Source organism: Streptomyces sp. NPDC047049, assembly GCF_040643995.1.
GTDB lineage: Bacteria > Actinomycetota > Actinomycetes > Streptomycetales > Streptomycetaceae > Streptomyces > Streptomyces mooreae.
In genome coordinates this window covers 646,065-672,543 of record NZ_JBEYVM010000003.1, presented here as the reverse complement: position 1 = coordinate 672,543, position 26,479 = coordinate 646,065, and the positions used below count along the sequence as shown (strand labels likewise).

Annotated in this window: 22 protein-coding genes, 1 tRNA gene and 1 pseudogene; 3 read left to right on the top strand and 21 right to left on the bottom strand. The window is 69.7% G+C overall.

What is annotated here, in order from left to right; genetic code table 11:
- Positions 1-2: 2 nt before the first annotated feature.
- From atpB to ABZ851_RS10860, 17 genes and pseudogenes are all read right to left on the bottom strand, one after another.
- Positions 3-797 carry a F0F1 ATP synthase subunit A gene (gene atpB, locus ABZ851_RS10940; RefSeq protein WP_311622721.1) on the bottom strand — a complete coding sequence of 265 codons (795 nt, stop codon included), beginning with the start codon at positions 795-797 and terminating at the stop codon, positions 3-5.
- Positions 798-1,076: 279 nt separating this feature from the next.
- The gene (locus ABZ851_RS10935; RefSeq protein WP_361124765.1) at positions 1,077-1,514 is read right to left on the bottom strand and encodes a hypothetical protein; all 438 of its coding nucleotides are present in this window, start codon (positions 1,512-1,514) and stop codon (positions 1,077-1,079) included.
- Between the two features lie 289 nt (positions 1,515-1,803).
- On the bottom strand, positions 1,804-3,147 hold the full coding sequence (locus tag ABZ851_RS10930; RefSeq protein WP_361124763.1) for an MraY family glycosyltransferase: 1,344 nt from the start codon (positions 3,145-3,147) through the stop codon (positions 1,804-1,806).
- A gap of 98 nt (positions 3,148-3,245) precedes the next feature.
- A complete protein-coding gene (gene glyA / locus ABZ851_RS10925) occupies positions 3,246-4,628 on the bottom strand; it encodes a serine hydroxymethyltransferase (RefSeq protein ID WP_361124761.1) in 1,383 nt (460 codons plus the stop codon).
- Between the two features lie 143 nt (positions 4,629-4,771).
- On the bottom strand, positions 4,772-5,452 hold the full coding sequence (locus tag ABZ851_RS10920) for a protein-tyrosine-phosphatase (protein ID WP_361124759.1): 681 nt from the start codon (positions 5,450-5,452) through the stop codon (positions 4,772-4,774).
- Complete coding sequence (locus ABZ851_RS10915) at positions 5,452-6,099, bottom strand: L-threonylcarbamoyladenylate synthase (RefSeq protein WP_088800044.1); 648 nt, start codon at positions 6,097-6,099, stop codon at positions 5,452-5,454. The genes ABZ851_RS10920 and ABZ851_RS10915 overlap by 1 nt, the downstream gene beginning before the upstream one ends.
- Before the next feature lie 70 nt (positions 6,100-6,169).
- Complete coding sequence (prmC, locus tag ABZ851_RS10910; RefSeq protein ID WP_088800042.1) at positions 6,170-7,015, bottom strand: peptide chain release factor N(5)-glutamine methyltransferase; 846 nt, start codon at positions 7,013-7,015, stop codon at positions 6,170-6,172.
- A 110-nt stretch (positions 7,016-7,125) separates the two neighbouring features.
- Positions 7,126-8,205 (bottom strand): peptide chain release factor 1, encoded by a 1,080-nt coding sequence (gene prfA / locus ABZ851_RS10905; RefSeq protein WP_088800040.1) that lies wholly within the window; start codon positions 8,203-8,205, stop codon positions 7,126-7,128.
- A gap of 172 nt (positions 8,206-8,377) precedes the next feature.
- Entirely contained in the window at positions 8,378-8,602 is a 225-nt protein-coding gene (rpmE, locus tag ABZ851_RS10900; RefSeq protein ID WP_086716401.1) for a 50S ribosomal protein L31, read from the bottom strand.
- Between the two features lie 175 nt (positions 8,603-8,777).
- The gene (locus tag ABZ851_RS10895; protein ID WP_361124968.1) at positions 8,778-9,905 is read right to left on the bottom strand and encodes an LCP family protein; all 1,128 of its coding nucleotides are present in this window, start codon (positions 9,903-9,905) and stop codon (positions 8,778-8,780) included.
- A gap of 391 nt (positions 9,906-10,296) precedes the next feature.
- Complete coding sequence (gene rho, locus ABZ851_RS10890) at positions 10,297-12,330, bottom strand: transcription termination factor Rho (protein WP_361124755.1); 2,034 nt, start codon at positions 12,328-12,330, stop codon at positions 10,297-10,299.
- Positions 12,331-12,702: 372 nt separating this feature from the next.
- Complete coding sequence (gene thrB, locus ABZ851_RS10885) at positions 12,703-13,620, bottom strand: homoserine kinase (protein WP_361124753.1); 918 nt, start codon at positions 13,618-13,620, stop codon at positions 12,703-12,705.
- Between the two features lie 361 nt (positions 13,621-13,981).
- Positions 13,982-15,067, bottom strand: a complete 1,086-nt coding sequence (thrC, locus tag ABZ851_RS10880; protein WP_361124751.1) for a threonine synthase — start codon at positions 15,065-15,067, stop codon at positions 13,982-13,984.
- 8 nt (positions 15,068-15,075) lie between these two features.
- On the bottom strand, positions 15,076-16,368 hold the full coding sequence (locus ABZ851_RS10875) for a homoserine dehydrogenase (protein WP_088800031.1): 1,293 nt from the start codon (positions 16,366-16,368) through the stop codon (positions 15,076-15,078).
- Between the two features lie 137 nt (positions 16,369-16,505).
- Positions 16,506-17,897: a diaminopimelate decarboxylase gene (lysA, locus tag ABZ851_RS10870; RefSeq protein ID WP_361124749.1), complete on the bottom strand. Its 1,392-nt coding sequence runs from the start codon at positions 17,895-17,897 to the stop codon at positions 16,506-16,508.
- Between the two features lie 26 nt (positions 17,898-17,923).
- A complete protein-coding gene (nrtL, locus tag ABZ851_RS10865) occupies positions 17,924-19,069 on the bottom strand; it encodes an ArgS-related anticodon-binding protein NrtL (RefSeq protein WP_361124747.1) in 1,146 nt (381 codons plus the stop codon).
- Between the two features lie 443 nt (positions 19,070-19,512).
- Positions 19,513-19,857 (bottom strand): annotated as a pseudogene (locus ABZ851_RS10860) (response regulator); the annotation flags it as partial.
- Between the two features lie 245 nt (positions 19,858-20,102).
- On the opposite strand from ABZ851_RS10860, the gene ABZ851_RS10855 reads away from it, so the two are divergent.
- Positions 20,103-20,174: transfer RNA gene (locus ABZ851_RS10855), tRNA-Arg, on the top strand.
- Between the two features lie 133 nt (positions 20,175-20,307).
- On the opposite strand, the gene ABZ851_RS10850 is transcribed toward ABZ851_RS10855, so the two are convergent.
- From ABZ851_RS10850 to ABZ851_RS10835, 4 genes are all read right to left on the bottom strand, one after another.
- The gene (locus ABZ851_RS10850) at positions 20,308-21,762 is read right to left on the bottom strand and encodes a tyrosine-type recombinase/integrase (RefSeq protein ID WP_361124966.1); all 1,455 of its coding nucleotides are present in this window, start codon (positions 21,760-21,762) and stop codon (positions 20,308-20,310) included.
- Positions 21,763-21,767: 5 nt separating this feature from the next.
- A complete protein-coding gene (locus ABZ851_RS10845) occupies positions 21,768-21,962 on the bottom strand; it encodes a helix-turn-helix domain-containing protein (RefSeq protein ID WP_361124745.1) in 195 nt (64 codons plus the stop codon).
- A 316-nt stretch (positions 21,963-22,278) separates the two neighbouring features.
- Positions 22,279-23,046: a hypothetical protein gene (locus ABZ851_RS10840; protein ID WP_361124743.1), complete on the bottom strand. Its 768-nt coding sequence runs from the start codon at positions 23,044-23,046 to the stop codon at positions 22,279-22,281.
- Positions 23,043-23,435, bottom strand: a complete 393-nt coding sequence (locus ABZ851_RS10835; protein ID WP_361124741.1) for a hypothetical protein — start codon at positions 23,433-23,435, stop codon at positions 23,043-23,045. The genes ABZ851_RS10840 and ABZ851_RS10835 overlap by 4 nt, the downstream gene beginning before the upstream one ends.
- Before the next feature lie 219 nt (positions 23,436-23,654).
- Between ABZ851_RS10835 and ABZ851_RS10830 the strand changes: the two genes are divergently transcribed.
- A complete protein-coding gene (locus tag ABZ851_RS10830) occupies positions 23,655-23,990 on the top strand; it encodes a winged helix-turn-helix domain-containing protein (RefSeq protein ID WP_361124739.1) in 336 nt (111 codons plus the stop codon).
- 159 nt (positions 23,991-24,149) lie between these two features.
- On the top strand, positions 24,150-25,397 hold the full coding sequence (locus ABZ851_RS10825) for an XRE family transcriptional regulator (protein WP_361124737.1): 1,248 nt from the start codon (positions 24,150-24,152) through the stop codon (positions 25,395-25,397).
- The last annotated feature ends 1,082 nt before the right edge of the window (positions 25,398-26,479 follow it).

Sequence of the window (26,479 nt, the reverse complement as noted above, 5' to 3'; positions counted from 1 at the left end):
GCTCAGTGGTGCTCGGCGAGCGCGCCCTGGATGTAGTTCGCGGTCAGGAGCACGAAGACGTACGCCTGGACGGCCTGGATGAACAGCTCGAACGCGGTCAGCAGGATGGTCATGATGAACGAGGCGCCGGCGTAGACGATGCCGATGCCGTTCAGCAGGTACCAGGTGCCGATGGTGAACATCAGCAGCAGGAGGTGACCGGCGAACATGTTCGCGAAGAGCCGCACCGCGTGAGTGAAGGGCCGGATGACCAGGTTCGAGAGGAGCTCGATGACGATCAGCATCGGCAGGACCGGGCCGAGCGACTTGTCGTAGCCGCTGAAGTTCTTCAGCGCACCGACGAAGCCGTGCCTCTTGAAGGTCAGGGTGACCCACGTGATGTAGACAATCGCGGCGAGACCGGCCGGGAAGGCGATGACCGACGTCACCGGGAACTGGGCGACCGGAATGATCGACCAGAGGTTCATGATCCAGACGAAGAAGAACAGCGAGACGATGAAGGGGACGTACTTCTCGCCCTCCTTCTTCCCGAGGGCGTCATAGACGATCCCGCGGCGTACGAAGTCGTAGCCCGCTTCGCCGATCATCTGCAGCTTGCCCGGGACCACCTTGGCCTTGCCGAACGCCGCCCAGAAGAACCACACGACCACGACGGTGCTGAGCAGCGCCAGCAGCATGATCTTGTTGAACTCGAAGCCGTTGATGGTGAACAGCGGCTTGAAGACGAACGAATGAAGCCCGGGAGCAGGGAAGCCGCACCCGGAAAAGATGTGGCAGTCGGTCTCGAAGGCGAGCATCGTTTCAGCACTCACCGCGAGCTCCTTCAGCGTGGCGCATGGGTACGGCAACCTCGTTGTGTCGGCGCGGCGTTGAGCCACGGAGCGGCACTGGACTGGTCTTACGGATTAGGGGGCGGCTGGCGGGCATGGGGCCCGGCCACATCACAGGCATCGGCCGCGAGAACTGCCCGTTCCATCGAGTGGAACCCGGGAGCTCAGCCGCCTGCGCCAACTGTGCCGCAGTTGAAACCGGACGATAGCAGGCCCGCAAGAGGGCATTTATCTCGGCCCTACGTGTCACGTCGGCGACCCCGCCGTCTCCGCCTTCTTCTGCTCGGCGGAGTCGGGTTCCACGTACAGAATCTTCGCCTTCATATGTCCGCGGGTCTGTGCCGCGATCCATACGAGGGTGGCGCCGAGCAACGTGAAGGCAAAAGCCTTGGTGTCGAAGAAGGTGGTGTTCTTGAACGCGATCAGGAAGACCGCCACGAACAGGATCTGCACCGTGTACAGCAGCAGCCCCATCATCTGGAACAACTGCGGGTGGTTCTTCGCCGTCTTCTGCAGGACGACCAGGCCGGCCCCCATGACGAGCAGCACCAGCACCGTGCCGATGACGGCGCCGAGTGCTCCCGCCACGCCTGCGACCGCTCCGCTCACGGCAACGGCGACAGCGCCGGCGGCGAGGGTGGGCACAACGGCGTGAAGGAGTAGTCGGGCGTCATTCGACTGCATGGCGGCGCTCCGGCAAAAGATGTGGGGTGTGTCGTCATGGACGAGCGTAGACCCGGCCTGAGGCGGAACCTGCGGCCCAAGGGCAGTCGCACTACGGCCCTTCGGCTCTATCGCCGGGTTTCGTGAACGGTATCACAAACTATTTGATGAGGTCTTTACCTGGTTCGTGTGGACCCTGTCACACCTGAGCGTGAACCTGCGCGTTGGTGCACGGACAGCCAGCTTTATGTCTGGTATGGGGTCAACCGACCCGATTCCTGTAGCACGTTCGGGCGACCGACGGTGCGGATCAGTGGTGACTGTCCGCCCTGCGGTGTTCCACGAAGCGTGAGCGGTCGCCGATCGCGGTGGCGCCGTTGATGCCCGCGGGGACCGGTTCCCGCTCCTCCTGCGGCGCGGTGACGCTCTCCTCGTCCCACTCCGCGGCCGGCGCCCCCGGAGCGGTTGCACGGGAGACCCGGCGGTAGCGCGGCGGGACCATCCACTCCGCCCAGCGCGGCGTGCGCGGGGTGAAGCGCGGCAGCAGGAGCAGTACCAGTCCGACCGCGCTCAGCAGCACGATGCCCAGCACGATCCACATGCTGGCGTTGTTCACCGAGTACGCGACCGCGCCGAAGGCGATCAGGGCCGACCAGAAGTACATGATCAGAACGGCCCGGCTGTGCGAGTGCCCGATCTCCAGGAGCCGGTGGTGCAGGTGCCCGCGGTCGGCCGCGAACGGCGACTGGCCCTTCCACGTACGCCGCACGATCGCCAGGACCAGGTCGGCCACCGGCACCGCGATGACCGTCAGGGGCAGCAGCAGCGGGATGTAGACCGGCACCATCGCGTGGGTCGCCTCACGCAGACCGCCCGCCTTCACATTGAGCAGGTCCGGGTCGACCTGGCCGGTCACCGACACCGCGCCCGCGGCCATCACCAGGCCGATCAGCATCGAGCCCGAGTCACCCATGAAGATCCGCGCCGGGTGCATGTTGTGCGGCAGGAAGCCCAGGCACATGCCCATCAGGACGACCGAGAACAGCGTGGCCGGCGCGGCCGCCTCGATGCCGTAGCCGAACCACATGCGGTACGCGTACATGAAGAACGCCGCGGCGGCGATGCACACCATGCCGGAGGCGAGGCCGTCCAGGCCGTCGACGAAGTTCACCGCGTTGATGGTGATCACGACGAGGGCGACGGTCAGCAGGGTGCCCTGCATGGGGGTCAGCGAGACCGTGCCGACGCCGGGGATCGGGATCCAGAGGATCGTCAGGCCCTGCAGGACCATCACACCCGCGGCGATCATCTGGCCGCCGAGCTTGACCAGGGCATCCACGCCCCACTTGTCGTCCAGGACGCCGAGGAGCCAGATCAGGGCGGCGCCGGAGAGCAGCGCCCGGGGCTCGTCGGAGTTCTCGAAGACGCTCTTGAGGTTGGTCAGGTGCGAGGCCACCAGGAGACCGGCGCACAGCCCGCCGAACATGGCGATACCGCCGAGCCGCGGTGTCGGCTCGCGGTGCACGTCGCGGGCGCGGATCTCCGGCATCGCACCGGCCGCGATCGCGAACTTCCGTACCGGCCCGGTCAGCAGGTAGGTCACCGCGGCCGTGACGCACAGCGTCAGCAGGTATTCACGCACGGGCTGCCCCATTGGTATAGCTGGCCATCACAGCCCCACACCCTATGCGTGTCAGCCCCCTGGCCGTGAATACAGGAATAGACGCCTGGCGTCAGCGGATGGTTCCCCCGTCACCCGCGATCGGGATAAGGCGGAAAGCCATGGACCAAAGCGACGGTCCTGGAACGGGCCGTACCGTCCTCCTCCAGTGCCGCCACGATCAGCTCGGCGACCGCCGTCATCTCCGCCTCGCCCATCCCCTGTGTGGTCACCGCGGCGGTCCCCAGCCGCAGGCCGGCCGGACGGGCCGCCAGGTGGTCGGGGGCCTCGGCACACGGCAGCGCGCAGGTGTCCAGCACGATCCCGGCGGCGGCCAGCCGCCCCCGGGCGGTGCGGGCGTCCAGGCCGCGGGGAGCGGTGTCGACGGTGATCAGATGGGTGTCGGTGCCACCGGTGGTGACCGTCAGGCCCTGTGCGGCCAGTGCCCCGGCGAGCACGCGGGCATTGGCGGTGACCTGATGGGTGTACGCGGCGAAGGCGGGTGTGGCGGCCTCGCCGAAGGCGACGGCCTTGGCCGCGACCGCGTTCATCTGGGCGCCGCCCTGGGTGAAGGGGAACACCGCGCGGTCGATGCGCTCGGCCAGCTTCGCGCCGCACAGGATCAGCCCGCCGCGTGGCCCGCGCAGGACCTTGTGTGTGGTTCCGCACACCACGTGCGCGTACGGGACGGGGCTGGGGGCCGCTCCCCCGGCGATCAGCCCGAGCGGGTGCGCGACATCCGCGATCAGGTACGCGCCGGTCTCGTCGGCGATGTCGCGGAAGGCGGCGTAGTCGATGTGCCGCGGGTAGGAGATCGACCCGCAGACGATGGCCTTGGGCCGGCGGGCACGGGCCAGCTCCCGGACCGCGTCGTAGTCCAGCAGTCCGGTCTCCTCGTCGACGCCGTAGCCGGCGAAGTCGAACCAGCGGCCGGAGAAGTTGGCGGGCGAGCCGTGGGTGAGGTGCCCGCCGTGCGGGAGGGACATGGCCAGGACCGTGTCGCCGGGGCGCAGCAGGGCGGCGTAGGCGGCCAGTACGGCCGAAGACCCGGAGTGTGCCTGGACGTTGGCGTGTTCGGCGCCGAAAAGAGCCTTGGCGCGTTCCACCGCGATCCGCTCGGCGAGGTCGACGATCTCGCAGCCGCCGTGGTGGCGGGCCCCCGGGTAGCCCTCGGCGTATTTGTTGCCCAGCGGGGAGCCGAGGGCGGCGAGGACGGCCGGTGAGGTGAAGTTCTCCGCGGCGATCAGCTGCAGTCCGTCGCTCTGCCGGGCGCTCTCCCCGAGCAGTACGCCGGCGATCTCGGGGTCCTGGTGCAGCAGGGCGGCGAAGTCCGGGGCGCCGGCCGGCCGGGCGGCGGCGTCACGGGCGGCGGCCCGTGCGCGGTCCTCGGCGGTCTCGGCCGCCCCGGCGGCGGGCTCGGCGGCCCGGGGGCCGGCCTCGGTCTCGTGACGGGGTGACGCGGTGGTGGCAGGCATCGCTTGCTCCCGGCCTCGTACGGGGACGTAGTCCCAATGTAGGCGCGGCGGGGAGTTCGGGCGCGGTGTGCGGGCCGACCGGGTCCTGCCGCCCGCACAGGGCCGCTGAGGGCCCCTCCCCCGGTCTGAGGGCGAACGGGGCCTCAGGCCCGCGCCGGGACCCCGGTGAGGGCGGTGACGACCGGGTCGAGCGCCTGGTTGATCTCGTCGCCGATGGAGCGGAAGAAGGTGATAGGCGCCCCGTAGGGGTCGTAGACCTCGTCGGACTCCGGGTTGGGCGCCAGCAGCCAGCCGCGCAGCGCCGCGGCGGCACCGACCAGCGCGCGGGCGCGCTCGACCAGCCCGCCGTCCGGCAGATCCGGGTCGGGCTCGGGCAGCGTGGCCGGGTCTATGGCCCGCACCAGCCGGTTGAACTCCTTGAGCGTGAAGGTGCGCAGCCCCGCGGAGTGCCCCATCGAGATGACCTGGGCACGGTGGTCACGGGTGGCGGTGAGCACCAGGTCGGCGCGGATGACGTGCTCGTCGAGCAGTTCCCGGCCGAGGAACCCGGCCGGGTCGGCGCCGTAGTCGGTGAGCACCGTCGCGGCGTGGGTCTCCATCGGTGCGCCTTCGTGGCCCCAGGTGCCGGCGCTCTCCACGAGCAGCCCGCTGCTGCGGGCGTCGCCCAGCCGCAGCTCCAGGGCACGGCGGTGCAGCCGCTCGGTGATCGGCGAGCGGCAGACGTTGCCGGTGCTGACGTGGAGGATCCGAAAAGGGGGTGAGGGGGGTACAGGGGGGTGGGTGCCGGTGCCTGGTCCCGCTATGCCACGCCCCAGGGGCGCCATCAATTGGCCACCTCGAGCTCGGGTACCACCTTGCGCAGCTCCTCCGCGCTGAGCGCGCCCTCGCGCAGCAGCACCGGGATCTTGCCGGTGACATCGACGATCGAGGAGGGCACGGCGGCGGGCGTCGGGCCGCCGTCGAGGTAGACGGAGACGGAGTCGCCGAGCATTTCCTGTGCGGCGTCGCAGTCCTGCGGGGACGGGTGGCCGGTGAGGTTGGCGCTGGAGACGGCCATCGGGCCGAACTCGGTCAGCAGCTCGATCGCGACGGGGTGCAGCGGCATCCGCACCGCCACCGTGCCCCGGGTCTCGCCCAGGTCCCAGGTCAGCGACGGCTGGTGCTTGGCGACGAGGGTGAGCGCCCCGGGCCAGAAGGCGTCGACCAGCTCCCAGGCCTGCTCGGAGAAGTCGGTGACCAGCCCGTGCAGGGTGTTGGGGGACCCGACGAGGACCGGGGAGGGCATACCGCGGCCGCGGCCCTTGGCCTCCAGCAGGTCGCCGACTGCCTCGGCGCTGAAGGCGTCCGCACCGATGCCGTAGACGGTGTCGGTGGGCAGCACGACCAGCTCACCGCGGCGGACGGCCGAGGCGGCCTCGCGCAGACCGGTGGTGCGGTCGGTCGCGTCGCTGCAGTCGTATCGCCGTGCCATTACGGGACCTCCTCGTGCGAAACGAATACTTCGGATGCATCGGCTGCATCAGGCGCCGAAGCGGAACGCGTCATGGCGTCGCCCGGCGCGCGGTGGCGAAACGGGGCCTGTTGTTGAGGTCCGGGTGATCGGCCGCATCGGCCCAGCCCCGCTCCTCGGTGAAGATCCACGGCACCTGCCCGCCCTGGGTGTCGGCATGCTCGATGACGACCACTCCGCCGGGGCGCAGCAGGCGGTGTGCGGTCCGCTCGATGCCCCGGATGGTGTCCAGGCCGTCCTGGCCCGAGAACAGCGCGAGCTCGGGGTCGTGGTCGCGTGCCTCGGGTGCGACGTACTCCCACTCGGTCAGCGGGATGTACGGCGGGTTGGAGACGACCAGGTCGACCTGCCCGTCCAGTTCGGGAAGCGCGGTCAGCGCGTCGCCGTGATGGAGAACGACGCGGGACCCCTCGACGTTCTTGCGGGCGTAGTCCAGTGCCTGTTCGGACAGCTCCACGGCGTGCACCCGCGAGCGGGGCACCTCCTGGGCCAGGGCCAGTGCGATGGCCCCCGAGCCGGTGCACAGGTCGACGATCAGCGGCTCGACGACGTCCATGGCCCGTACGGCGTCTATCGCCCAGCCGACCACCGACTCGGTCTCCGGGCGGGGCACGAACACCCCGGGCCCGACGGCGAGTTCGAGGTAGCGGAAGAACGCCCGGCCGGTGATGTGCTGGAGCGGTTCACGCGCCTCGCGGCGGGCGACGGCCTCCCAGTAGCGGGCGTCGAAGTCCGCGTCCTTGACGTGGTGCAGCTCCCCCCGCTTGACGCCGTGCACGAACGCGGCGAGTTCCTCGGCGTCGAAGCGCGGCGAGGGCACACCGGCGTCGGCCAGCCGCTGGGTGGCCTGGGCCACCTCGGCGAGCAGAAGGTTCACGGGGCCTTCCTCCTAGTGCGCTGCGTCTTCATTGTGCGGTGCCGGGGCCTGCGGTGCCCCGGCGACGGGGCCCGGGCCGGGGCTGGGGCTGGGGCTACGGGTCCTGCGGCCTACTGGGCGGCGGCGAGCTTGGCGGCCGAGTCGGCGTCGACACACGCCTGGATGACCGGGTCGAGTTCGCCGTCGAGCACCTGGTCCAAGTTGTACGCCTTGAAGCCGACCCGGTGGTCCGAGATGCGGTTTTCCGGGAAGTTGTACGTACGGATGCGCTCGGAGCGGTCAACCGTGCGGACCTGGCTGCGGCGGGCGTCCGACGCCTCCCGCTCGGCCTCTTCCTGGGCGGCGGCCAGCAGCCGGGAGCGCAGGATGCGCAGCGCCTGCTCCTTGTTCTGGAGCTGGCTCTTCTCGTTCTGGCAGGAGACGACGATGCCGGTGGGCAGGTGGGTGATGCGCACCGCGGAGTCGGTGGTGTTGACGGACTGGCCGCCGGGCCCGGAGGAGCGGTAGACGTCGATCCGCAGGTCGTTGGGGCCGATCTCGACCTCGACCTCCTCGGCCTCGGGGGTGACCAGCACGCCGGCCGCGGAGGTGTGGATGCGGCCCTGCGATTCGGTGGCGGGCACCCGCTGGACGCGGTGCACCCCGCCCTCGTACTTCAGCCGCGCCCAGACGCCCTGCCCCGGCTCGGTGGCGCCGCCCCCGCCCTTGGTCTTCACGGCGACCTGGACGTCCTTGTAGCCGCCGAGGTCGGACTCGTTGGCCTCCAGGATCTCGGTCTTCCAGCCGGCCCGCTCGGCGTAGCGCAGGTACATCCGCAGCAGGTCGCCGGCGAACAGCGCGGACTCCTCGCCGCCCTCACCGGCCTTGACCTCGAGGATGACGTCCTTGTCGTCGCTGGGGTCGCGCGGGACCAGCAGCAGCCGCAGCTTTTCGGTCAGCTCCTCGCGCCGGGCGTCGAGCTCCTTGACCTCGTCGGCGAAGTCCGGGTCGTCCGCGGCGAGTTCGCGCGCGGTCTCCGTGTCGTCGCCGGTCTGCTTCCAGTCGCGGTACGTCGCGATGATCGGGGTGAGCTCCGCGTAGCGCTTGTTGAGCCGCATGGCCTCGCGCTGGTCGGCGTGGACCGCGGGGTCGGCCAGCCGCTTCTCGAGATCGGCGTGCTCGCCGATCAGTTCCTCGACCGCCTCGAACATCGTGGGGTTCCTCTACTGGCTGCTGTGGTGACCCGGGTACCGGGGCGCTGGCACATCTGCGGCTGCGCCGCGGGCCCCGGCCCCCCGTACGGGAGCCAAGGGCCAGGACGACAAAACGCCGGTCCGGTCACCCCTGGGGAGGGGCGACCGGAGACCGGCGCCGTGCGGGTCGCTACTTCTTGGCGGCTGCAGCGCCCTTGCCGAAGCGGGCCTCGAAGCGGGCCACGCGGCCGCCCGTGTCCATGATCTTCTGCTTGCCCGTGTAGAACGGGTGGCACTCGGAGCAGATGTCGGCGCGGATGGTGCCGCCGGCGACCGTGCTACGGGTGGTGAAGGACGCGCCACAGGTGCAGCTGACCTGGGTCTCGACGTACTCCGGGTGGATGTCGCGCTTCAAGGGATTCTCCTAGGTTCGGGAGTGCACCGGGTCGTGCTGCGGGTTGCGTCACGTGAACCGGGGCCGACGGTCCAGTCTGCCAGGACTAGCCGTATCTCCCAAAACCGGGGTACGGCCGCGGCTATTCCCCGGGCCGGTTCCGGGGCCGCCGGGCCCCGGAACGCACACCTTCCGGCTACTTCACGTACTTGTCCGTGCCGCCCTGGTCACCGGCCGAGCCCTTGATCGCGGACTTGGGGATGTCCTTGTCCTGGCGCAGCGCGTCCCAGACCTGCTCGCTCTTCTTCGTCAGCGGCACCACGCGGGACGGGTTGGCGGGGTCGTACGTCACCGGCATCGTCACCATGTCGATGTGGTCCGACCCGATGTTGCCCAGGCTCTTGGCCAGACCGGTCAGTTCGCTGACCGAGTTGAGGTCGGTGTCCGTGGTGACGGCCTTGGTGGCCGTGTCGGCGATGTCGTAGAGCTTGGTGGGGTTGGTGAGCACCCCGACGTTCTTGACCTGGTTCATCAGGGCCTTGATGAACGTCTGCTGCAGCTGGATGCGGCCCAGGTCGCTGCCGTCGCCGCCGGGCACGCCGTGCCGGGTGCGGACCAGGCCGAGCGACTGCTCGCCGCCCAGGGTGTGCTTGCCGGCCGGCAGGTGCAGATGGCTGTTGTTGTCGTCGATCGGCTTCTTGGTGGTGACCTCCACCCCGCCGAGCGCGTCGATGAGCTTCTTGAAGCCGGTGAAGTCGACCTCGACGAAGTGGTCCATCCGGACCCCGCTGATCGACTCCACGGTCTTGACGGAGCAGGCCGGCCCGCCGACCTCGAACGCGGTGTTGAACATCGCGCGCTGCGCGCCGGGGGCGTCCTTGCCGTCCCTGGTGGTGCAGTCGGGGCGCTTGATCATGGTGTCCCGGGGGATGCTGACCACGCTGGCCTTCTTACGGCCCTTGTACACGTGCACGATCATCGCCGTGTCGGAGCGGGCGCCGCCCTCGTCCTTGCCGTACTCCCCGTTCTTGCCGGCGCGGGAATCGGAGCCCATGACGAGGATGTCCATCGAGCCGTCGTCGACGTTCTTCGGCCGGTCGTGTCCGAGGGCGGCGTTGATGTCGACGCCCTTCAGATTGCCGTTGAGCTTGAAGTAGACGTAGCCGAGTCCGGCCCCACCCAGCAGAACGACGCTGGTCAGCGTGCACAGGGTGATGGTCACTGCTCGGCGGCGTCGGGTCGGGCCCTTGCGCCGGCGGCCCGTGGCACGTATGCCGCGGGCACGGCTTTCGGCCGTCTGCGCGGCCCCGTTGCTGTCCGCCATCTGCTCCTCAGTTCTCATTCGCTCGGCTGCCCCTCGCCGCCGCCGTGCTGTGTGCTGACACGGCCCGTTGCTCCTTGTCAGACGGGAGGTCGACGGGAAGGGTTGCACAGCGAGTCATGAGCGATTTCTTAGAAACGCGCGGCGGTCCGCTCCGCAGGTCCGGGACCTTGGTCCTTCCCACCTGGGCTTTCGGCCGTTTTCCCAGCTTGGCTGAAACCATGCGGCTTGCATGGATCTGTGCGGAAGGTCTCAAGCGCGGCATGTATAGGCCCGCGGAGCGCGGGCCGGGCACCCGGCGCCGTACCGCGCCCGCCCGCCCAGCACACAGCCCCCCTCACCCGCAGAAGGGTGAGGGGGGCTGTGCGGTACGGCGCCGTGCGCCCTGCGGGCGTCAGTCGTTGCCGTTGCCCGCGGTCGGCGTCGTCTTCTGGATCTGCAGCAGGAACTCCGCGTTGGACTTCGTCTGCTTCATCTTGTCCAGCAGCAGCTCGATGGCCTGCTGCTGGTCCAGGGCGTGCAGCACCCGGCGCAGCTTCCACACGACGGCGAGCTCGTCGCTGCCCATGAGGATCTCTTCCTTACGGGTGCTGGACGCGTCGACGTCCACCGCCGGGAAGATGCGCTTGTCCGAGAGCTTGCGGTCGAGCTTGAGCTCCAGGTTGCCGGTGCCCTTGAACTCCTCGAAGATCACCTCGTCCATCCGCGAGCCGGTCTCGACCAGCGCGGTGGCCAGGATGGTCAGCGAGCCGCCGTCCTCGATGTTGCGCGCGGCGCCGAAGAAGCGCTTCGGCGGGTAGAGCGCGGTCGAGTCGACACCACCGGACAGGATGCGGCCGGAGGCCGGGGCGGCGAGGTTGTACGCACGGCCCAGACGGGTGATCGAGTCCAGCAGGACGACCACGTCGTGCCCCAGCTCAACGAGGCGCTTGGCACGCTCGATGGCCAGCTCGGCGACGGTGGTGTGGTCCTCGGCCGGGCGGTCGAAGGTCGAGGAGATGACCTCGCCCTTCACCGACCGCTGCATGTCGGTGACCTCTTCCGGACGCTCGTCGACCAGGACGACCATCAGGTGGCACTCGGGGTTGTTGCGGGTGATCGAGTTGGCGACCGCCTGCATGATCATGGTCTTGCCGGTCTTCGGCGGGGCCACGATCAGACCGCGCTGGCCCTTGCCGATCGGCGTGACCAGGTCGATGATCCGGGTCGTCAGACCGCCCGACTCACCCTCCAGGCGCAGCCGCTCCTGCGGGTAAAGGGGCGTCAGCTTCCCGAACTCCGGCCGCCCGCGGCCCTGTTCGGGCGCCACGCTGTTGACCGTGTCGAGCCGGACCAGCGCGTTGAACTTCTCGCGCCGCTCGCCGTCCTTGGGCTGGCGGACCGCGCCGGTGACGTGGTCGCCCTTGCGCAGGCCGTTCTTGCGGACCTGGGCGAGCGAGACGTACACGTCGTTCGGGCCGGGCAGGTAGCCGGAGGTCCGGATGAACGCGTAGTTGTCGAGGATGTCGAGGATGCCCGCGACGGGGATCAGGACGTCGTCCTCGGAGACCTGCGGCTCGTTGCCGAAGTCCTCGCGACCCCCGCGGCGGCCCCGGCGGTCACGGTAGCGGCCGCGACGGCCCCGGCGTCCGCCCTCGAAGTCGTCGTCGTCATCGGTACGGCGGTCGCGCTGGCGCTGGCCGCCCTGACCGCCCTGGCCGCCGCCGTCACCGGCGTCGCCCTTGCGGCGGTCACCGCGGTCGCGCTGGCGCTGGCCGCGGTCGCCGCGGTCGCCCTTCTGGCCGCGGTCCTGGCGGTCGCCGCGGTCCTGACGCTCGCCGCCCCTGCCCGTCCGGCCCTCGCCGGACTCCTGCGGGGCGGTCGCGGTGTCGGTCTTGGCATCCGCCTTGACCTCGGTCTTCGTCTCGACCCTGGTCTCGGTCTTGACGTCGCCCGAGGCGCCCTCGGGGCTGCCCGCGGCGGCGGTGGCACGGCGCCGGCGGCGCTCGCCGGCCGGCTGCTCGTCGCTGACAGGCTGGCCGGGGATGTCGATCTGCTGCTGGGCGCCGGACTTGTCCGCGGCCTTGCCGCCCTTGGCGGCCTTGCCCGCGGTCTGCTCCGCGCTGTCCTCGCCGGTACGGGCCTTGGAGGTCGTACGGCGCTTGGGCTTGGTCTCGGTGTCGGCGGGCGCCTCGGCCTTGGCCGCGGAGCCCGAGCCGGAGGCCTGCTTCTCCTTGATGACCTCGATCAGCTGGCTCTTGCGCATCCGCGCGGTGCCCTTGATACCGAGGCCGGAGGCGACCTGCTGCAGCTCCGCCAGGACCATGCCGTCAAGGCCGGTGCCGGAACGGCGGCGCCGTGCGGTAGCAGGAGCGGCGGGAGCGTCCGCGGCGGGCTCGGTGGCACTGCCATCGGTGCGCGCGCCCATCAGATCGGTGGTGTCGCTCACGAAGGGTCCTTCCCTGGAGCGGGCGTCGGCCTGTCTGGCTCGGCGACCGGTTGTGCTGTCCGGCTGGGTCCTTGGTCTTGTGGACCGGGCCGGGGCGGTGGTCCCGCCGGAAGTGGCGGAGAGAATCAGTTCATGGCTCCGACGTGAAGAGATGCAGACTGGCCATGTCGTCACGCCGATTCCGGAGCGTGCTCACTCCTGCTCAGGCCATGGCTCCAAGCAGTTTGGGAGGCTCCCGGAAGAAGGTGGTCCCTATGGGGGACACGAAGCACCGCGCCGCTCAGGCGTCGAGTACTGACTTGAGGTTAACACTACCGGGTCCAACAAACATTCCCCCTCTCCAAGACCGGCAATCGTCGAGCACCCGCGTGATCACCCGGCGAGCGGCAGCACACAGGTGCCCGCCGCGTCGAGGGTCAGCCGGTTGGCCGCCCACCCCTCTCCCGCCAGTGCCGCGACCTTCTCGGCCGCCGCTTCCTCGACCAGCGCGAGCACCGTCGGGCCCGCACCGGACACGACTGCAGGGACGCCGTCCGCACGCAGTCGGTTCACCAGGGCCACGCTCTCCGGCATCGCGGGAGCGCGGTATTCCTGGTGGAGTCGGTCCTCGGTCGCGGCGAGCAGCAGCTCGGGGCGCCTGGTCAGGGCCTCGACGAGCAGTGCGGCGCGACCGGCGTTGGCCGCAGCGTCCACATGGGGGACGGTGCGCGGCAGCAGTCCACGGGCGGTCTCGGTCAGCACCGGCTTTCCGGGGACGAAGACCACCGGAACGATGGAATCGGCGGGATCCATCCGGATCGCGCGGGCGGTGCCTGTGTCGGTCCAGGCGAGCGTGAAACCGCCCAGCAGACAGGCGGCGACATTGTCGGGGTGGCCCTCGATCTCGTTGGCCAGCTCCAGCAGCGCGGTGTCGTCGAGCTTTTGCTCACCGCCTATCGTCACCGCGCGGGCGGCGACGATGCCCGCGCAGATGGCGGCGGAGGAAGACCCCAGGCCGCGGCCGTGCGGAATGCGGTTGGCGCAGACGATTTCCAGGCCGCGCGGCTGTCCGCCGAGCAGTTCGAAGGCGGTGCGCATCGACCGGACGAGCAGGTGGCTCTCGTCGCGCGGCAGGGAGCCGGCGCCCTCACCTGCGATGTCGATGTGCAGGCCGGAGTCGGCGACGCGCACCACGACATCGTCGTACAGGCCCAGGGAAAGACCCAGGGCATCGAAGCCGGGACCGAGATTGGCGCTGGTAGCGGGGGTGCGCACCCGGACGGCGGCGGCGCGGAACGCGGGACCGGCCATCGCTCGATGACTCTCCTTGATTGATGCTGCGGTACTGCCCCACACAGCGCCGCGGCACCGAAGTGCCCGGCCGGCTCGTGGGGTCTGTTCTGACCTGCCCTGAACGCCACTGCGTTATGCCGTGGGGAGGGGAGTTGGCTCCAGCCTATCGAAGGAAGGTTCTGTCGCGACATAGGGCGCACAGGAGGCGCACGATGCGTGTCGCGCGCCTTCCTGTGCCCCGACGCTGCCTTCCCCGGACTTTGCAGCCTTTGCACACTTTGCTGCGAGGGGTGACGGGACCTCCGCGGTCCCGCCCCCGGGTGCCGTACGCGCAGGTCCTGCCGTACGGCGGCGCCCCCGCGCGGGGGCGCCGGCCCGTCTAGACGAGGCCGAGGCGTTCCGCCGCGGCGTCCGCGTCGACCGGGACCGTGACCGGCTGCGGCGCTCCGGCCACCGCCCAGTCCGGGTCCTTGAGGCCGTTGCCGGTCACCGTGCAGACGATGCGCTGGCCGGGGTCGACCTTGCCCTCCTCGGCGGCCTTGAGCAGACCGGCGACGGAAGCGGCCGAGGCGGGCTCCACGAAGACCCCTTCCTGTGCGGCCAACAGGCGGTAGGCGGCCAGGATTTGACGGTCGGTCACGGAGTCGATGAAGCCGCCGGACTCGTCCCGCGCCCGCTCCGCGAACGACCACGAGGCGGGGTTGCCGATGCGGATGGCGGTGGCGATGGTCTGCGGGTCCTTGACGACCTCACCGCGCACGAGCGGCGCGCTGCCGGCGGCCTGGAAACCCCACATCCGCGGGGTGTGCGAGGCGATGCCGTCGGCCGCGTACTCCTGGTAGCCCCGCCAGTACGCCGTGATGTTGCCGGCGTTGCCGACGGGCAGCACATGGATGTCGGGCGCGTCGCGGAGCATGTCGACGATTTCGAAGGCCGCGGTCTTCTGGCCCTCGATCCGCACCGGGTTCACGGAGTTCACAAGTGCGACCGGGTAGTTGTCGGACAGCCGCCGGGCCAGCGTCAGACAGTCGTCGAAATTTCCCTCGACCTGGAGAATCTTCGCGCCGTGGACCAGCGCCTGACCCATCTTGCCGAGCGCGATCTTGCCCTGCGGGACGAGCACCGCGCAGACCATGCCGGCCCGGACCGCGTAGGCGGCGGCCGAGGCGGAGGTGTTGCCGGTGGAGGCGCAGATGACCGCCTTGGCACCCTCCTCCTTGGCCCGGGTGATGGCCATCGTCATGCCGCGGTCCTTGAAGGAGCCGGTGGGGTTGGCGCCCTCGACCTTGAGGTGCACCTCGCAGCCGGTGCGCTCGGAGAGCACCTGGGCCGGTACGAGCGGCGTGCCGCCCTCGCGGAGGGTGACGGCCTCGGTCGTGTCGCTGACCGGAAGCCGGTCGCGGTACTCCTCGATGATTCCGCGCCACTGGCTGCTTGCCGTGGTCACAGTGGAATTGGCAGACATGGGTTCCTTTACTCCCCTTCGACCCGCATGATGCTGGCGACACCACGAACGGTGTCGAGCTCGCGCAGAGCCCCGACGGTCGACGACAGGGCCGCGTCCGCCGCTCGGTGGGTGACGATGACGAGGGATGCCTCGCCGTCCTTGCCCGACTGACGGACCGTATCGATCGATACGCCGTGTTCCGCGAAGATCGTGGCGACCTGAGCGAGAACACCGGGCTTGTCGGCCACATCGAGGCTGATGTGGTACCGCGTGACGACCGCGCCCATGGGGCTGACGGGCAGCCGGGTGTAGGCGGACTCACCCGGTCCGGTGGCGCCGGCGAGCTTGTTGCGGCAGACCGCGACGAGGTCGCCGAGGACCGCGGAGGCGGTCGGCGCGCCGCCCGCGCCCGGCCCGTAGAACATCAGCTGGCCGGCCGCCTCGGCCTCGACGAAGACCGCGTTGTAGGCCTCGCGGACGGAGGCGAGCGGATGCGTCAGCGGAATCATCGCGGGGTGCACCCGCGCGGTCACGGAGGCCCCGTCCGCGGCCCGCTCGCAGATGGCCAGCAGCTTGACCGTGCACCCCATCCGCTTGGCGGAGGCGATATCGGCCGCGGTGACCTCCGTCAGGCCCTCACGGTGCACATCGTCGATGGTCACGCGGGTGTGGAAGGCGATACCGGCCAGGATCGCGGCCTTGGCGGCGGCGTCGAAGCCCTCGACGTCGGCGGTCGGGTCGGCCTCGGCGTAGCCGAGCGCGGTCGCCTCGTCCAGCGCCTCGCTGTAGCCGGCCCCGGTCGAGTCCATCTTGTCGAGGATGAAGTTGGTGGTGCCGTTGACGATGCCGAGCACCCGGTTGACCGTGTCGCCGGCCAGGGACTCGCGCAGCGGCCGTACCAGCGGAATCGCACCCGCGACGGCGGCCTCGTAGTAGAGGTCCGCGTCATTGGCCTCGGCCGCCGCATGCAGCGCCGCGCCGTCCGCCGCGACCAGCGCCTTGTTGGCGGAGACGACGCTCGCGCCGTGCTCGAAGGCGGTGGTGATCAGCGTACGGGCCGGCTCGATACCGCCGATGACCTCGATCACGACATCAATGTCGCCCCGTTTGACGAGTGCGGTCGCGTCGGTGGTGACCAACTCGGCCGGGACGCCCTCGCGCACCTTGTCGGGGCGGCGGACGGCGATCCCGGCCAGCTCCACGGGCGCACCGATCCGGGCGGCGAGGTCATCGGCGTGCGTCGTCATGATGCGCGTCACCTCTGAGCCGACAACACCACAGCCCAGGAGCGCCACCTTCAGCGGACGCGTACGCATCATTTGACCTCTGCTTCTCATCGATCAGCGAATTCCAGCTTGGCTATGCACAAGTCTCACGCACCGGACGGCGGTTTCCGCCCTTCGTCCAGATGCCGAGACATTTATTTCATCCGGGTCAGGGACCCGGCGATCCGGCCCTACCCGACATCCAACCGCAGGAGATCTTCCTCCGTCTCCCGGCGGACGATCACCCGCGCCCGGCCATTCCTTACCGCTACAACGGGCGGCCGCAGCGAGTGGTTGTAGTTACTCGCCATGGAACGGCAGTACGCACCGGTGGCCGGCACCGCGAGCAGATCCCCGGGCGCCACATCGGCCGGCAGGAAGGCATCGCGTACGACGATGTCCCCGCTCTCACAGTGCTTGCCCACCACGCGCGAGAGCATCGGCGCGGCATCGGAGGTGCGCGACACCAGCGCCACGCTGTACTCCGCGTCGTAGAGCGCCGTGCGGATGTTGTCCGACATCCCGCCGTCCACGGACACATACGTCCGCAGGCCTTCCAGCTCCTTGACCGTGCCGACCTCGTACAACGTGAAGGCCGTGGGGCCCACGATCGCCCGTCCCGGCTCGACCGACAGCCGCGGCACGCCCAGCCCCGCCGCCGCACACTCCTTGCTCACGATGTCGCCCAGCGCCGACGCGATCTCGTGCGGCTCCCGCGGATCGTCGTCCGAGGTGTACGCGATACCGAGCCCGCCCCCCAGATCGATCTCGGGCAGTTCGATTCCGTGCTCGTCACGCACTTCGGTCAGCAGCTGCACCACGCGGCGCGCGGACACCTCGAATCCCGCCATATCGAAAATCTGCGACCCGATATGGCTGTGAATCCCGACGAGTTCCAGCCCGTCCAGATTCAGCGCACGGCGCACGGCCTCCGCGGCCTGCCCGTCCGCCAGCGCAATTCCGAACTTCTGGTCCTCGTGCGCGGTCGCGATGAACTCGTGCGTATGCGCCTCGACACCGACCGTGACCCGGATCTGTACGCGCTGCCGCTTGCCCAGCCGCTGCGCGATATGGGCGACCCGCACGATTTCCTGGAACGAGTCGAGCACGATCCGCCCGACCCCCACCTCCACGGCCCGGGTGATTTCCTCGGTGCTCTTGTTGTTCCCGTGCAGGGCGATCCGCTCGGCCGGCATTCCCGCCGCCAGCGCCGTGGCCAGTTCGCCGCCGGAGCAGACGTCGAGATTGAGCCCTTCCTCGTGCAGCCAGCGGACGATGGCCCGCGACAGGAAGGCCTTCCCGGCGTAGAACACATCCGCCCCCGGCCCGAAGGCGTCCTTCCACGCCCGGCAGCGGGCCCGGAAGTCGTCCTCGTCCAGGAAGTAGGCCGGAGTGCCGAATTCCGCGGCGAGCGCGGTGACGTCCAGGCCGCCGACGGTGACCACACCGTCGGCATTGCGGGAGACCGTACGGGACCAGACCCGCGGGTCGAGGGTGTTGAGATCGGCGGGCGGCCCGGCGTAGTGCCCCTCGGGCAGTACGTCAGCGTGCCGGGGCCCTGCAGGGTGCGCGGAGCGGCTCATGGCTGTGGAGATCCCCTCGAAGTCGTTCAGAGGTGGGCGGGAGCGGAGATGCCGAGCAGACGCAGGCCGTTGGCGAGCACCGTTCCGCCGGCCTCGGCAAGGGCCAGCCGGGCACGGTGCACGGCCAAGGGTTTCTGCTCCCCGACAGGCAGCGGCGGAAAGTCGTCATGCCACCGGAAGAACGCGTCGGCCGTCGCCTCCAGATGCCGCACCACACGGTCCGGTGCCCGCAGCCGCGCGGCGACGTCGATGACGGAGGGGTAGGTGGCCAGCAGGGTCTGCAGTGCGTGCAGGCTCGGGGAGGGCGAAGGGGATGCCGCGGTGTGCCGTGGCGAGGGCCGCGAGGCGGCGCGCGCGTCGGCCGCGGTCCCGGCAACCACCGCAGGCTGCCCCTCCCCCACGTCCCCCGGCTCGCTCACGAACCCCAGCTCACCCGCGTTCCGCACCAGTGCCCGCGCCCTCGCGCAGGCGTACTGCACCCGGAAGCGCGGATTGCTCTCCCGCTGTACGGGCCGCTCGGGCAGCCGCACCGGATCGTGCGCGGCCGGCCGCAACAGCACCCAGCGCGCCTCGTCGGAGCCGAGCCGGGCGGTCAGGGTGTCAAGGTCGTACGGAACGGGCGCGAGAGCGGGGCGGTCACCGTCCCGGTGGCCACCGAGCCCGGCCGCCGCGTCGATCCGCCCCAGCACCTCACCGACCACGGCCTCACGGGCACCGCCCGCCGAGAAACCGGCCCCCGGACCGAAGCCCCCCTCAAGGTCTCCATCGATGGCCTCACCGGAGCCATCGCCGGGGACCTCACCGACGTCATCAAGCCTCTGCGCCGCCCACGTCCCGCCGTAGCCGTCCCCCTGCGCCAGCACGTCCCGGACGAGCGCGGTCAGCGCCCCGTCCCCCAGGGTGAAGTTCAAAAAGCCCGGCCCGGCGATCTCGACCCGGGCGATCCCGGCGCTCCCGGCCAGCCGCTTCCGCAGGATCTCGGCAACCTCGCGGGCCGGCCTCCCCGCGGGCCCCGCGAGCTGCAACGCGACATTGGAGGCGTAGTCCCCGCACCCGGGCCGCGGCGGCGGCTCGACGACGATCCGCGCCGGCACCGGCACGGAGAGCTCCTGCTCCGCCACCGCACCACGCACGGAGCGCAAGACGGTACGGGAGAGCTCAGCGGGGGTCACAGGACAAGCGTATGGGAGACCAGGGGTAGGTCTGCGACCCGGTTTCGCCCTGTGGACACTCCGCGCGACGATCCAGGACGGAGCCGGCACACACCTGAGCACGACTCCGGGCTCACCGCCCGCGGACCGCGCTACTCCCCACCGGCGTCCACCGTCCCCACCCCACCGGACGCCGGGGCTCCACCGGAGGCCGGAACCAGGCCGGACGCTGGAGCCGCACCGGAGGCCGGAACCAGGCCGGACGCGGGAACCCCGCCGGAGGCCGGAACCCGACCGCACGCGGGAACCCCACCGGCCGCCGCGGCCCTGCCGGACGGAGTGCCACGCTCCGCCGCCCGCCCGCCCCCGTCGCTCCCCCTGCCCCCGTCGCTCTCCCCGTCCTCGTCCTCGGCCCCGCCCTCGGGCCCACGCTCCCGCTGGCGCCTCTCCCGCACCAGCATCCCCACGGTCCGCACCAGCTCCGCCGGCTCGAACGGCTTCGCAAGGAACGCGTCCACCCCCACCGACTCGCCGTTGTCCACCTCACCCTGGGTGCATGCGCTGACGATGGCGATCGGGATGTCCCACGTCCGCGGATCGGAACGCAACCGCGCCGCGGTGTGCAGCCCGTTGAGCCGCGGCATCACGACATCAAGGGTCACGACATCAGGTCTCACGTGGTGCACCACGTCCAGACATTCGGCACCATCAGCCGCGGTCACGACCTCGAAGCCCTCCAGCTCGAGATTGACCCTGATCAACTGCCGGATCACCTTGTTGTCATCGACAACAAGGATCCGACCGGACAAGCCAGGCACACCATGAGACTAGGACCCCGCCGGAGACTGCGTCCCGGTTTTCCCCACTTCCGCCCCCGTGTGAGGGACCTTTCCCCGACCGCCACCGCCACCTCCCCACGATGCGCTACAAGCTCCGCCACACGGTCCCGCCGCCCCTCCCGGCCCCCTCCCCCGCCGCCCGCGAAACCTGTTCATGAACACCCCATCAGAGCTGGTAGGGTTCTACCCGTCGCCACAAGAACACAGGCGGCAACGCCCCCGTAGCTCAGGGGATAGAGCAACGGCCTCCGGAGCCGTGTGCGCAGGTTCGAATCCTGCCGGGGGCACTCGCCATCTCACCTACAAAAACTCGTATGTGACCAGGGCGGATGCCGACACGAGAGAGCGGGAGTCAGTCTCACTGACTCCCGCTCTTTCTCGCTATCTCTCAGTGTTCGCGACACACCTCCGACACACTCGTCAGGCCGTGTCGCCCTCCTCCTCCAGTGCCTTTGCGATCTTCGCGTTGGCAGCTTCCTCATGGCCGTCGATGCAGCCGTGGTACCGGCGATGGATCACCTCCGGGGAGTTGCCGACCCGGCGGGCCACCTCGGCGATCGGCACCCCGGCGTTGAGCCAACGCGTGATGCAGGCGTGCCGTAGGTCGTACGGGCGCCCAGCCAACGGCGAGTCGACACGTTCAGGCGGTAGGGCGTACTCCCGCGCTTCCTCCCACACCCGCCAGTAGGTGGATGAACCGACCAATCCCCCGCGCTCGTTGCCGAACACGCGCCCCTCCTTGGCTGTCCCGAACTCCTTCAGGTGGGCCTGGAGGATGGCGACCAGGATGGGCGGGATGGGCACCGGCCGGTCGTTGGTCGCCTCCCGCGCCTTCAGGCCCCGGCGGTCGTGCCGCTCCCCGGAGTCGGTCCACTGCTTGCCGGAGACGGGGCGTGTCTCTCGCAGCGTCAGCGTGCCCCAACCCGTCGTCGGGAGGTGGCAGTCCGACCGCCTCATCCCGACTGCCTCAGCGGGCCGCAGACCCGCGTAGTACAGGACCGCATAGAAGGCCACCAGGCGCCGCCCACGGCAGCGATCCCACGACCCAACGTAGGAGACCGCCGTGAGCAACTGCCGGGCCTGGACGGCGTTCACGAGGACGCGCCGGTCTACCACGTCGGTGGCGCCGACGTGCTTCCGGCGGGTGCGCTGAAGCGGGTTCTCCGGGAGCTCCCCCACGAGTACGGCGTGTTCGAGGGCGGTGTTCAGTGCGCGGCGGCGGCGCTTGTACGTGTCGCCTGCGGCCGGGGTGCCATCCAGCTTGTAGCTGACGCGGTACAGCACGTCTTCGAACACCTCGGGGTCGACCAGGTCACCCAACGGCCGGTCGGCCGTCGTGACCCAGTCGTACGCGGCCTTGAGTTCGGCCGGCGGTTCGTCCCCCGCGTTCGCTGGCACAACCCCCCACCTGAAGGCCAGCCGAAGGGTCTCGTCGTCGGGAGCGGCGTCCCCCCGTTTGACCATGGCGAGCGTCACGGCCGCAAGACCGTCCGCCATGCCCTCACGGGTCTTGGCGGCGCCTGTACGCCACCGTCCGGCCACGTACTTCCGGCAGAACTCGAACCATCGCGCCGAAGGCGCGGCGTCCGCTGCTTCGGCGGCTTCGACTGCCGCACGCACCTCGGACTCCGGCAGGCCGGATTCGATCTCGAATGCCTCGCCGCGCCGGTTCATGGCCTGCCACAGCTCATTGCGTCGACTTTCGGCGAGCGGGTACGTGGCGAACGTATCGCCACACACCCGGCCTGCCACCACCCAGCGAAGGCGCCATGGGCGGGACTTGCGGCCGGTCTTGGAGATCTTCCACAGCTTGACGTCGAAGGAGTACCCCGGCCGGGCCGACCCGCGAGGGCGCCCGGCCGGGGTGTCGTTCATGGCGCTCACGCAGCGTCCTCCCGCTCCGCGAGCCAACGCTCGTACTCCGACCGCCGAATGCGCACGTCGCCGTTCGGCAACTTGATCGCGCGGGGCCCCTTCCCGCGTTGGCGCCACCGGTAGAAAGTCGACGGGGCGACCTTGAGATCAGCCAGGATCTCCGAGACGGTCATCTTCTCGTCCAGCGAGCGGGCACTCATGGCGTCGATCCTTCTTCCTCAGAGGACCGGGGACCGGTCGATCGGTCGGTCAGGCATGCAAGGGGAATGGACTGGTCAGCAGTGGACCGTTCGCCCCTGTTGGGCGCAGACAGTCGGGCATGATCGAGTCGAGCCGAAAGCGGCAGTTCGCGACCCAAGTGCCCCCGTCCGATCGGGGTGCTCATCGGACAGGCGCTGACCAGCGTGACGGCTCGCGTCACACCCGGCGTCACGCCCCAGGAGTCCGCACGGACCACCCGATTTCCACCAAGGCCGATTGGCGGCCGCGACGCCCGATCGATCTGGCCGGCGGCGCTCACCATTCCGCCCGCAGCGGGCGGGCCCACCGGTTACCGGGTCCCGGCGGCGGTGTGGCGCCCGTCAGGTAGTCACCGGTCTCGGTCCGGACGATGAGCGGCAGGGGTACGGGGGTGCTGCTGCGGATGAGGTCGAGGCAGCGCCGGGCACGTTGCCGGTCGGGCATCAGGCGCCGGTACAGCCATCCACCGTCGCCCCGGGCGTCGGGTACGCGGGCAAGGTCCGCGCTCACAGCCGACCCGAGACGCAGCAGGGCGGCTGTAGGGACCTGTCCGGCGCCCTGACGGACGTGCCGTGCCAGACGACGCGGATCGGCACTTGGGGCGCCAGCGATGCGGGCGTGGTCGGACAGATAGAGGGCGGCGGCGGCTTCACCGGCCGTCATCGGGCGCGACCGGGCCCCCTCGTACCAGAACGACACGGCGAGCCGATAGGCGTACCAGCGGCACACCCCCACTTCCGGAAACTCCACCGAATCCAGTCCGGAGAACACATCGGTGGTCTCCAGGAGACCCGCCGGGCCCATCTCGAACACGGCCGCGCCCAGCAGGTCGTACAGAGTGTCCGTGCTCATGCCAGGAAGGCCGTATTCGTCGCTGTAGACCTCGAACAGCGCTGCGGCCGTCTCCTCCCGGCACAGCTCCATTCCGGCCACGGGGACCGACAGCACCCCCGTGGCGCCCGTACGGCGGACCAGGAGCGCACCGTCCGGGTCGAGGGGCATCTGAGCGAACAGGGCTCGCACCTGCTGCGTAAGGGCGCTCATGCCGCCACCCCGAATACGCGCGTGACGGCACGGCCGACGGCCGTCAGATACTCGTCGTCCACGGTCGGGTACACGCGCCCCGTGTCCAGCACCTCAGCGCCCTGATAGAGGGCCGTGGCGTACGCAGCCAGGTAATGCAGGCCCATGATGTCGACGGTCAGCGCAGCGAACCGCACTGCGTGCTGGACCGCGTCATCGTCGTCCAGTTCCTCCCACAGGAGGTTCAGACCGGGCGTGAACGCCAGCAGCGCAAGCAGCTCACCGAACGAAAGGCAGGCTCGGACCTGCACCTCGACGCGTGTCGGCGTGCCCGGCTCGGGCTCACCGAAGACATCGACGTTGTCCACGATCTGACCAGCGGTGGACGGCTCGCTAACGATTCCAGGCATCATGGAAGTGCCCCTTCGTGGGTCGGGGAGCGGTGACTTTGCTTGGCCGCGAGCGCCGCTCCCTGTACGGGCCCTGGCTTTGACCAGGGCTTTTCTGCGGAAAACCACCCTCCCGAGAGGGAGTGACCCGCTTATTGACTAGCCTGCACTAGTCCGCTGTGATGCACAACCCTCGTGCGGTGCTGTGCGCTAGTTCGCTGTGGTGGGTACCCTCAGAGCATGACTGTCACAGGTGGGCCCAAACCGAAGGCGGTGCAGGTCGCGGACGCGCTCCGCGAGGACATCAAGAAGATGAAGCCGGGTGACCGCCTACCGTCCCAGCGTGAGTTGATCGACCGCTTCGGGTTCGCCAGCCAGACCATCCAGAATGGCTTGGCCGCGCTCCGGACCGAAGGGCTGATTGTCTCGGCCGGCAACCTCGGCAACTTCGTCAGCGACGGTTCCGCCCCCAACGACCACGTGCGCGATGACATCAAGGAAATCCGCTCCCAGATTCAGGCGTTGACTGAACGGGTCGCAGAACTCGAAAGCCGCTCCGCCCCCAGTGGTGCGTGATCTGCAACCAGCATGCGGGGAACGGAGCGTGTGAGGTAAGTGACACAGAGGGGGCAGCGAAGTGGGGCGGGGACATGCTCAGTGTCACCTGGCTGTCCCCTTCCCTGTCCCCTCGGTCGGTGCGCGAGACTCGGCAGGTAGGCACTCGGAGGAGGGCGTATGAGCGAGGACAGGCCCGCGTGGGCGCGGCGCATCGCGGCTGAGCGGGCGGCTCGCGACTGGTCACAACGAGACGCTGTGAAGGCGCTCCGGGCACACTCCACAGATGAACTTCCCGCCGACGACAGCATGATCCGGCAGTGGAAGCGGTGGGAGTCCGGGCAGATCCCGAACGAGTTCTACCGGCCACTCATCGCAGCAGTCTTCGGCACCGTGACGCATGCGCTCTTCCCAGCGCCGGCGCGCAGGGACGGGGACAGGGAAATTCTCGCGGCGAGCGGCATGGAGACGCTTGAGATCGTGAGCCGTCTCAACCGCTCCGACGTGGATACAGCCACGCTCGACGCTCTGCGCATGACGACGGATCGGCTCTGCTCGGAGTACCCGTACATGCCGAGCGAACAGCTCCTTATCGAGGGGCGGCAATGGCTGCGACGAGTCGTGGAGCTCCACTCGAAGAGCCTCACGCTCGCACAGCATCGCGAGGTCCTGGCGCTCTCTGGCTGGCTCGCCCTCTTGGTGGGCTGTGTTGAGTACGACACGGGTGCTCGTCATGCCGCTGAGTCGACGCGCCGGGCCGCTCTGTCGCTCGCTACCGAGGCTGACCACGCCGAGGTTGGCGGGTGGGCTCACGAGATGCGGGCGTGGTTCGCCCTCACCACCGGCGACTATCGCGGCGTCATCGCGGCGGCGCAGGCCGGGACGGAGCTGGCAGCACACCACGGGGTCGCCGTGCAGCTTGCTGGACAAGAGGCGAAGGCGTGGGCCCGGCTGGGGGACCGACGGCAGGTTGAGGTAGCGCTCGACAAGGGGCGCAGACTGCTCGAAGGGATGCCGCACCCGGAGAACCTGGACAACCACTTCGTGGTGGATCCCGCGAAGTTCGACTTCTACGCGATGGACTGCTACCGCCTGGTCGGCGAGGACAAGCTTGCCCAGACGCTTGCTGAGGAAGTCCTCCGCGCGGGTACAGACTTCGACGGCACGGAGCGCATGCCCATGCGCAACGCGGAGGCGCGCGTCACGCTGGGCGTGACCGCTGCGCGGGGAGGCGACCTCGAACAAGCACTCATCATGGGTGAGCGGGCCCTCGAAGGTGACCGTCAGTCGGTGCCTTCGCTCATCATGACCAGCCGCGAGTTGGCCGCCGAGATGAGGCGCAGGTACGCGTCGGAACCCGCCGCACAGGAGTACCTTGCGCACCTGCGCGAGCTTGGACAGGCCAAGCCTGGGTTCCTGCCGCAGTAATCACCTCCCTCCTCCCATGTCCGCTACCTCCGCTACCGTGCAGGTCAGGGGCATGATCGAGGTAGCGGCAAGGGGGGCCGGTAGCGGATAACTCCCGCTACCGGGCTTCTGACCGCCAGAGCTGAGAAGGACCGCCTTCGGCGGACGACCTTCGGCGCACCACTGCCGGACGGCGCGCGGGCCGGTTCGGCGGAGCTGGGGTCGCCAGCGGCGGGGGGGCTCTTCAGTGGGCGCCCATTCCGTCCGCTGCGGATCGTCGAGCGGCACCCGGAAGGTGTCAGCCCGATGCCCCCCACTGAAGAGCCTCCTCATCCACCACCGCAGGGAAGGTCGCCCACGCAGTGAGCCGCCCCTAGAGCGCCGCGCCGAACAGCAAGAGGAGCACCCCGGGCATGGTGGGGGGTGCTCCTCTTGCTGTTCGGCGGAACGCCGCCCAACGGTCGTGCCGCGCAGCGGCTCCTTCTTCACGCTTGAAGCGACGCCGCACCACAACAGAAACCACCCCCTCTTTTTTCCTAAGAAGGGGAAAGCTGCGTCACCGCGTCACCTGATCATGAAAAACGCCCTGTGACCTGCGCATACAGCGGTGACGCAGACGGCGAATCCTGCGTCACCGCTGCGTCACCTACGTCACCGTTGACGGACGCCCGCGTCACCGTTGACGCACCTCCGAACCTCTGCGTCACCCGAAAAGTGCAGGTCAGAGGTGCCGGGTGTCGCAGGTGACGCGGTGACGCAGAAATTCGAACCTCGGACACACGCGGACCAAGGCTCCAAGACGGCCGGCAAGGGGTACGTCCTTGACGCCCGAGAGTCGTCCGCCGAAGGCGTCCCTTGCCGAGCTAGCGGGAAGGACCATGGGTCAACTCCCGTTCCAGGGCGGCTTTCGGGGGTTGGGCCAGACGGGCGCTAGACGCTAGGTGCCTGATCACAGGCCCTTTGGGGCGCTAGCGGGGGTGCTAGACCTAGCAGCCCGCACCGCTAGGCCTAGCAGCGTTGGTGGGGTGGCACGGCACCCTCCCCTGGGCCCCCTGTACGTGCTGGCTCAGCCTTGCTCTATGCGCAGAAGCGGAATCCTGCCC

Bases quoted from the DNA above. Each gene is read 5' to 3' on its own strand.
- ABZ851_RS10830 (WP_361124739.1), top strand. From the start codon at position 23,655: ATGACTGTCACAGGTGGGCCCAAACCGAAGGCGGTGCAGGTCGCGGAC.
- ABZ851_RS10915 (WP_088800044.1), bottom strand. From the start codon at position 6,099: ATGGCACGGCGATACGACTGCAGCGACGCGACCGACCGCACCACCGGT.
- ABZ851_RS10850 (WP_361124966.1), bottom strand. From the start codon at position 21,762: ATGAACGACACCCCGGCCGGGCGCCCTCGCGGGTCGGCCCGGCCGGGG.
- atpB (WP_311622721.1), bottom strand. From the start codon at position 797: ATGCTCGCCTTCGAGACCGACTGCCACATCTTTTCCGGGTGCGGCTTC.
- thrC (WP_361124751.1), bottom strand. From the start codon at position 15,067: ATGTCTGCCAATTCCACTGTGACCACGGCAAGCAGCCAGTGGCGCGGA.
- prfA (WP_088800040.1), bottom strand. From the start codon at position 8,205: ATGTTCGAGGCGGTCGAGGAACTGATCGGCGAGCACGCCGATCTCGAG.
- ABZ851_RS10845 (WP_361124745.1), bottom strand. From the start codon at position 21,962: ATGAGTGCCCGCTCGCTGGACGAGAAGATGACCGTCTCGGAGATCCTG.
- ABZ851_RS10895 (WP_361124968.1), bottom strand. From the start codon at position 9,905: ATGGCGGACAGCAACGGGGCCGCGCAGACGGCCGAAAGCCGTGCCCGC.
- thrB (WP_361124753.1), bottom strand. From the start codon at position 13,620: ATGGCCGGTCCCGCGTTCCGCGCCGCCGCCGTCCGGGTGCGCACCCCC.
- lysA (WP_361124749.1), bottom strand. From the start codon at position 17,897: ATGAGCCGCTCCGCGCACCCTGCAGGGCCCCGGCACGCTGACGTACTG.
- ABZ851_RS10935 (WP_361124765.1), bottom strand. From the start codon at position 1,514: ATGCAGTCGAATGACGCCCGACTACTCCTTCACGCCGTTGTGCCCACC.
- ABZ851_RS10875 (WP_088800031.1), bottom strand. From the start codon at position 16,368: ATGATGCGTACGCGTCCGCTGAAGGTGGCGCTCCTGGGCTGTGGTGTT.
- ABZ851_RS10930 (WP_361124763.1), bottom strand. From the start codon at position 3,147: ATGGGGCAGCCCGTGCGTGAATACCTGCTGACGCTGTGCGTCACGGCC.
- glyA (WP_361124761.1), bottom strand. From the start codon at position 4,628: ATGCCTGCCACCACCGCGTCACCCCGTCACGAGACCGAGGCCGGCCCC.
- ABZ851_RS10840 (WP_361124743.1), bottom strand. From the start codon at position 23,046: ATGAGCGCCCTTACGCAGCAGGTGCGAGCCCTGTTCGCTCAGATGCCC.
- ABZ851_RS10835 (WP_361124741.1), bottom strand. From the start codon at position 23,435: ATGCCTGGAATCGTTAGCGAGCCGTCCACCGCTGGTCAGATCGTGGAC.
- ABZ851_RS10825 (WP_361124737.1), top strand. From the start codon at position 24,150: ATGAGCGAGGACAGGCCCGCGTGGGCGCGGCGCATCGCGGCTGAGCGG.
- ABZ851_RS10920 (WP_361124759.1), bottom strand. From the start codon at position 5,452: ATGGCGCCCCTGGGGCGTGGCATAGCGGGACCAGGCACCGGCACCCAC.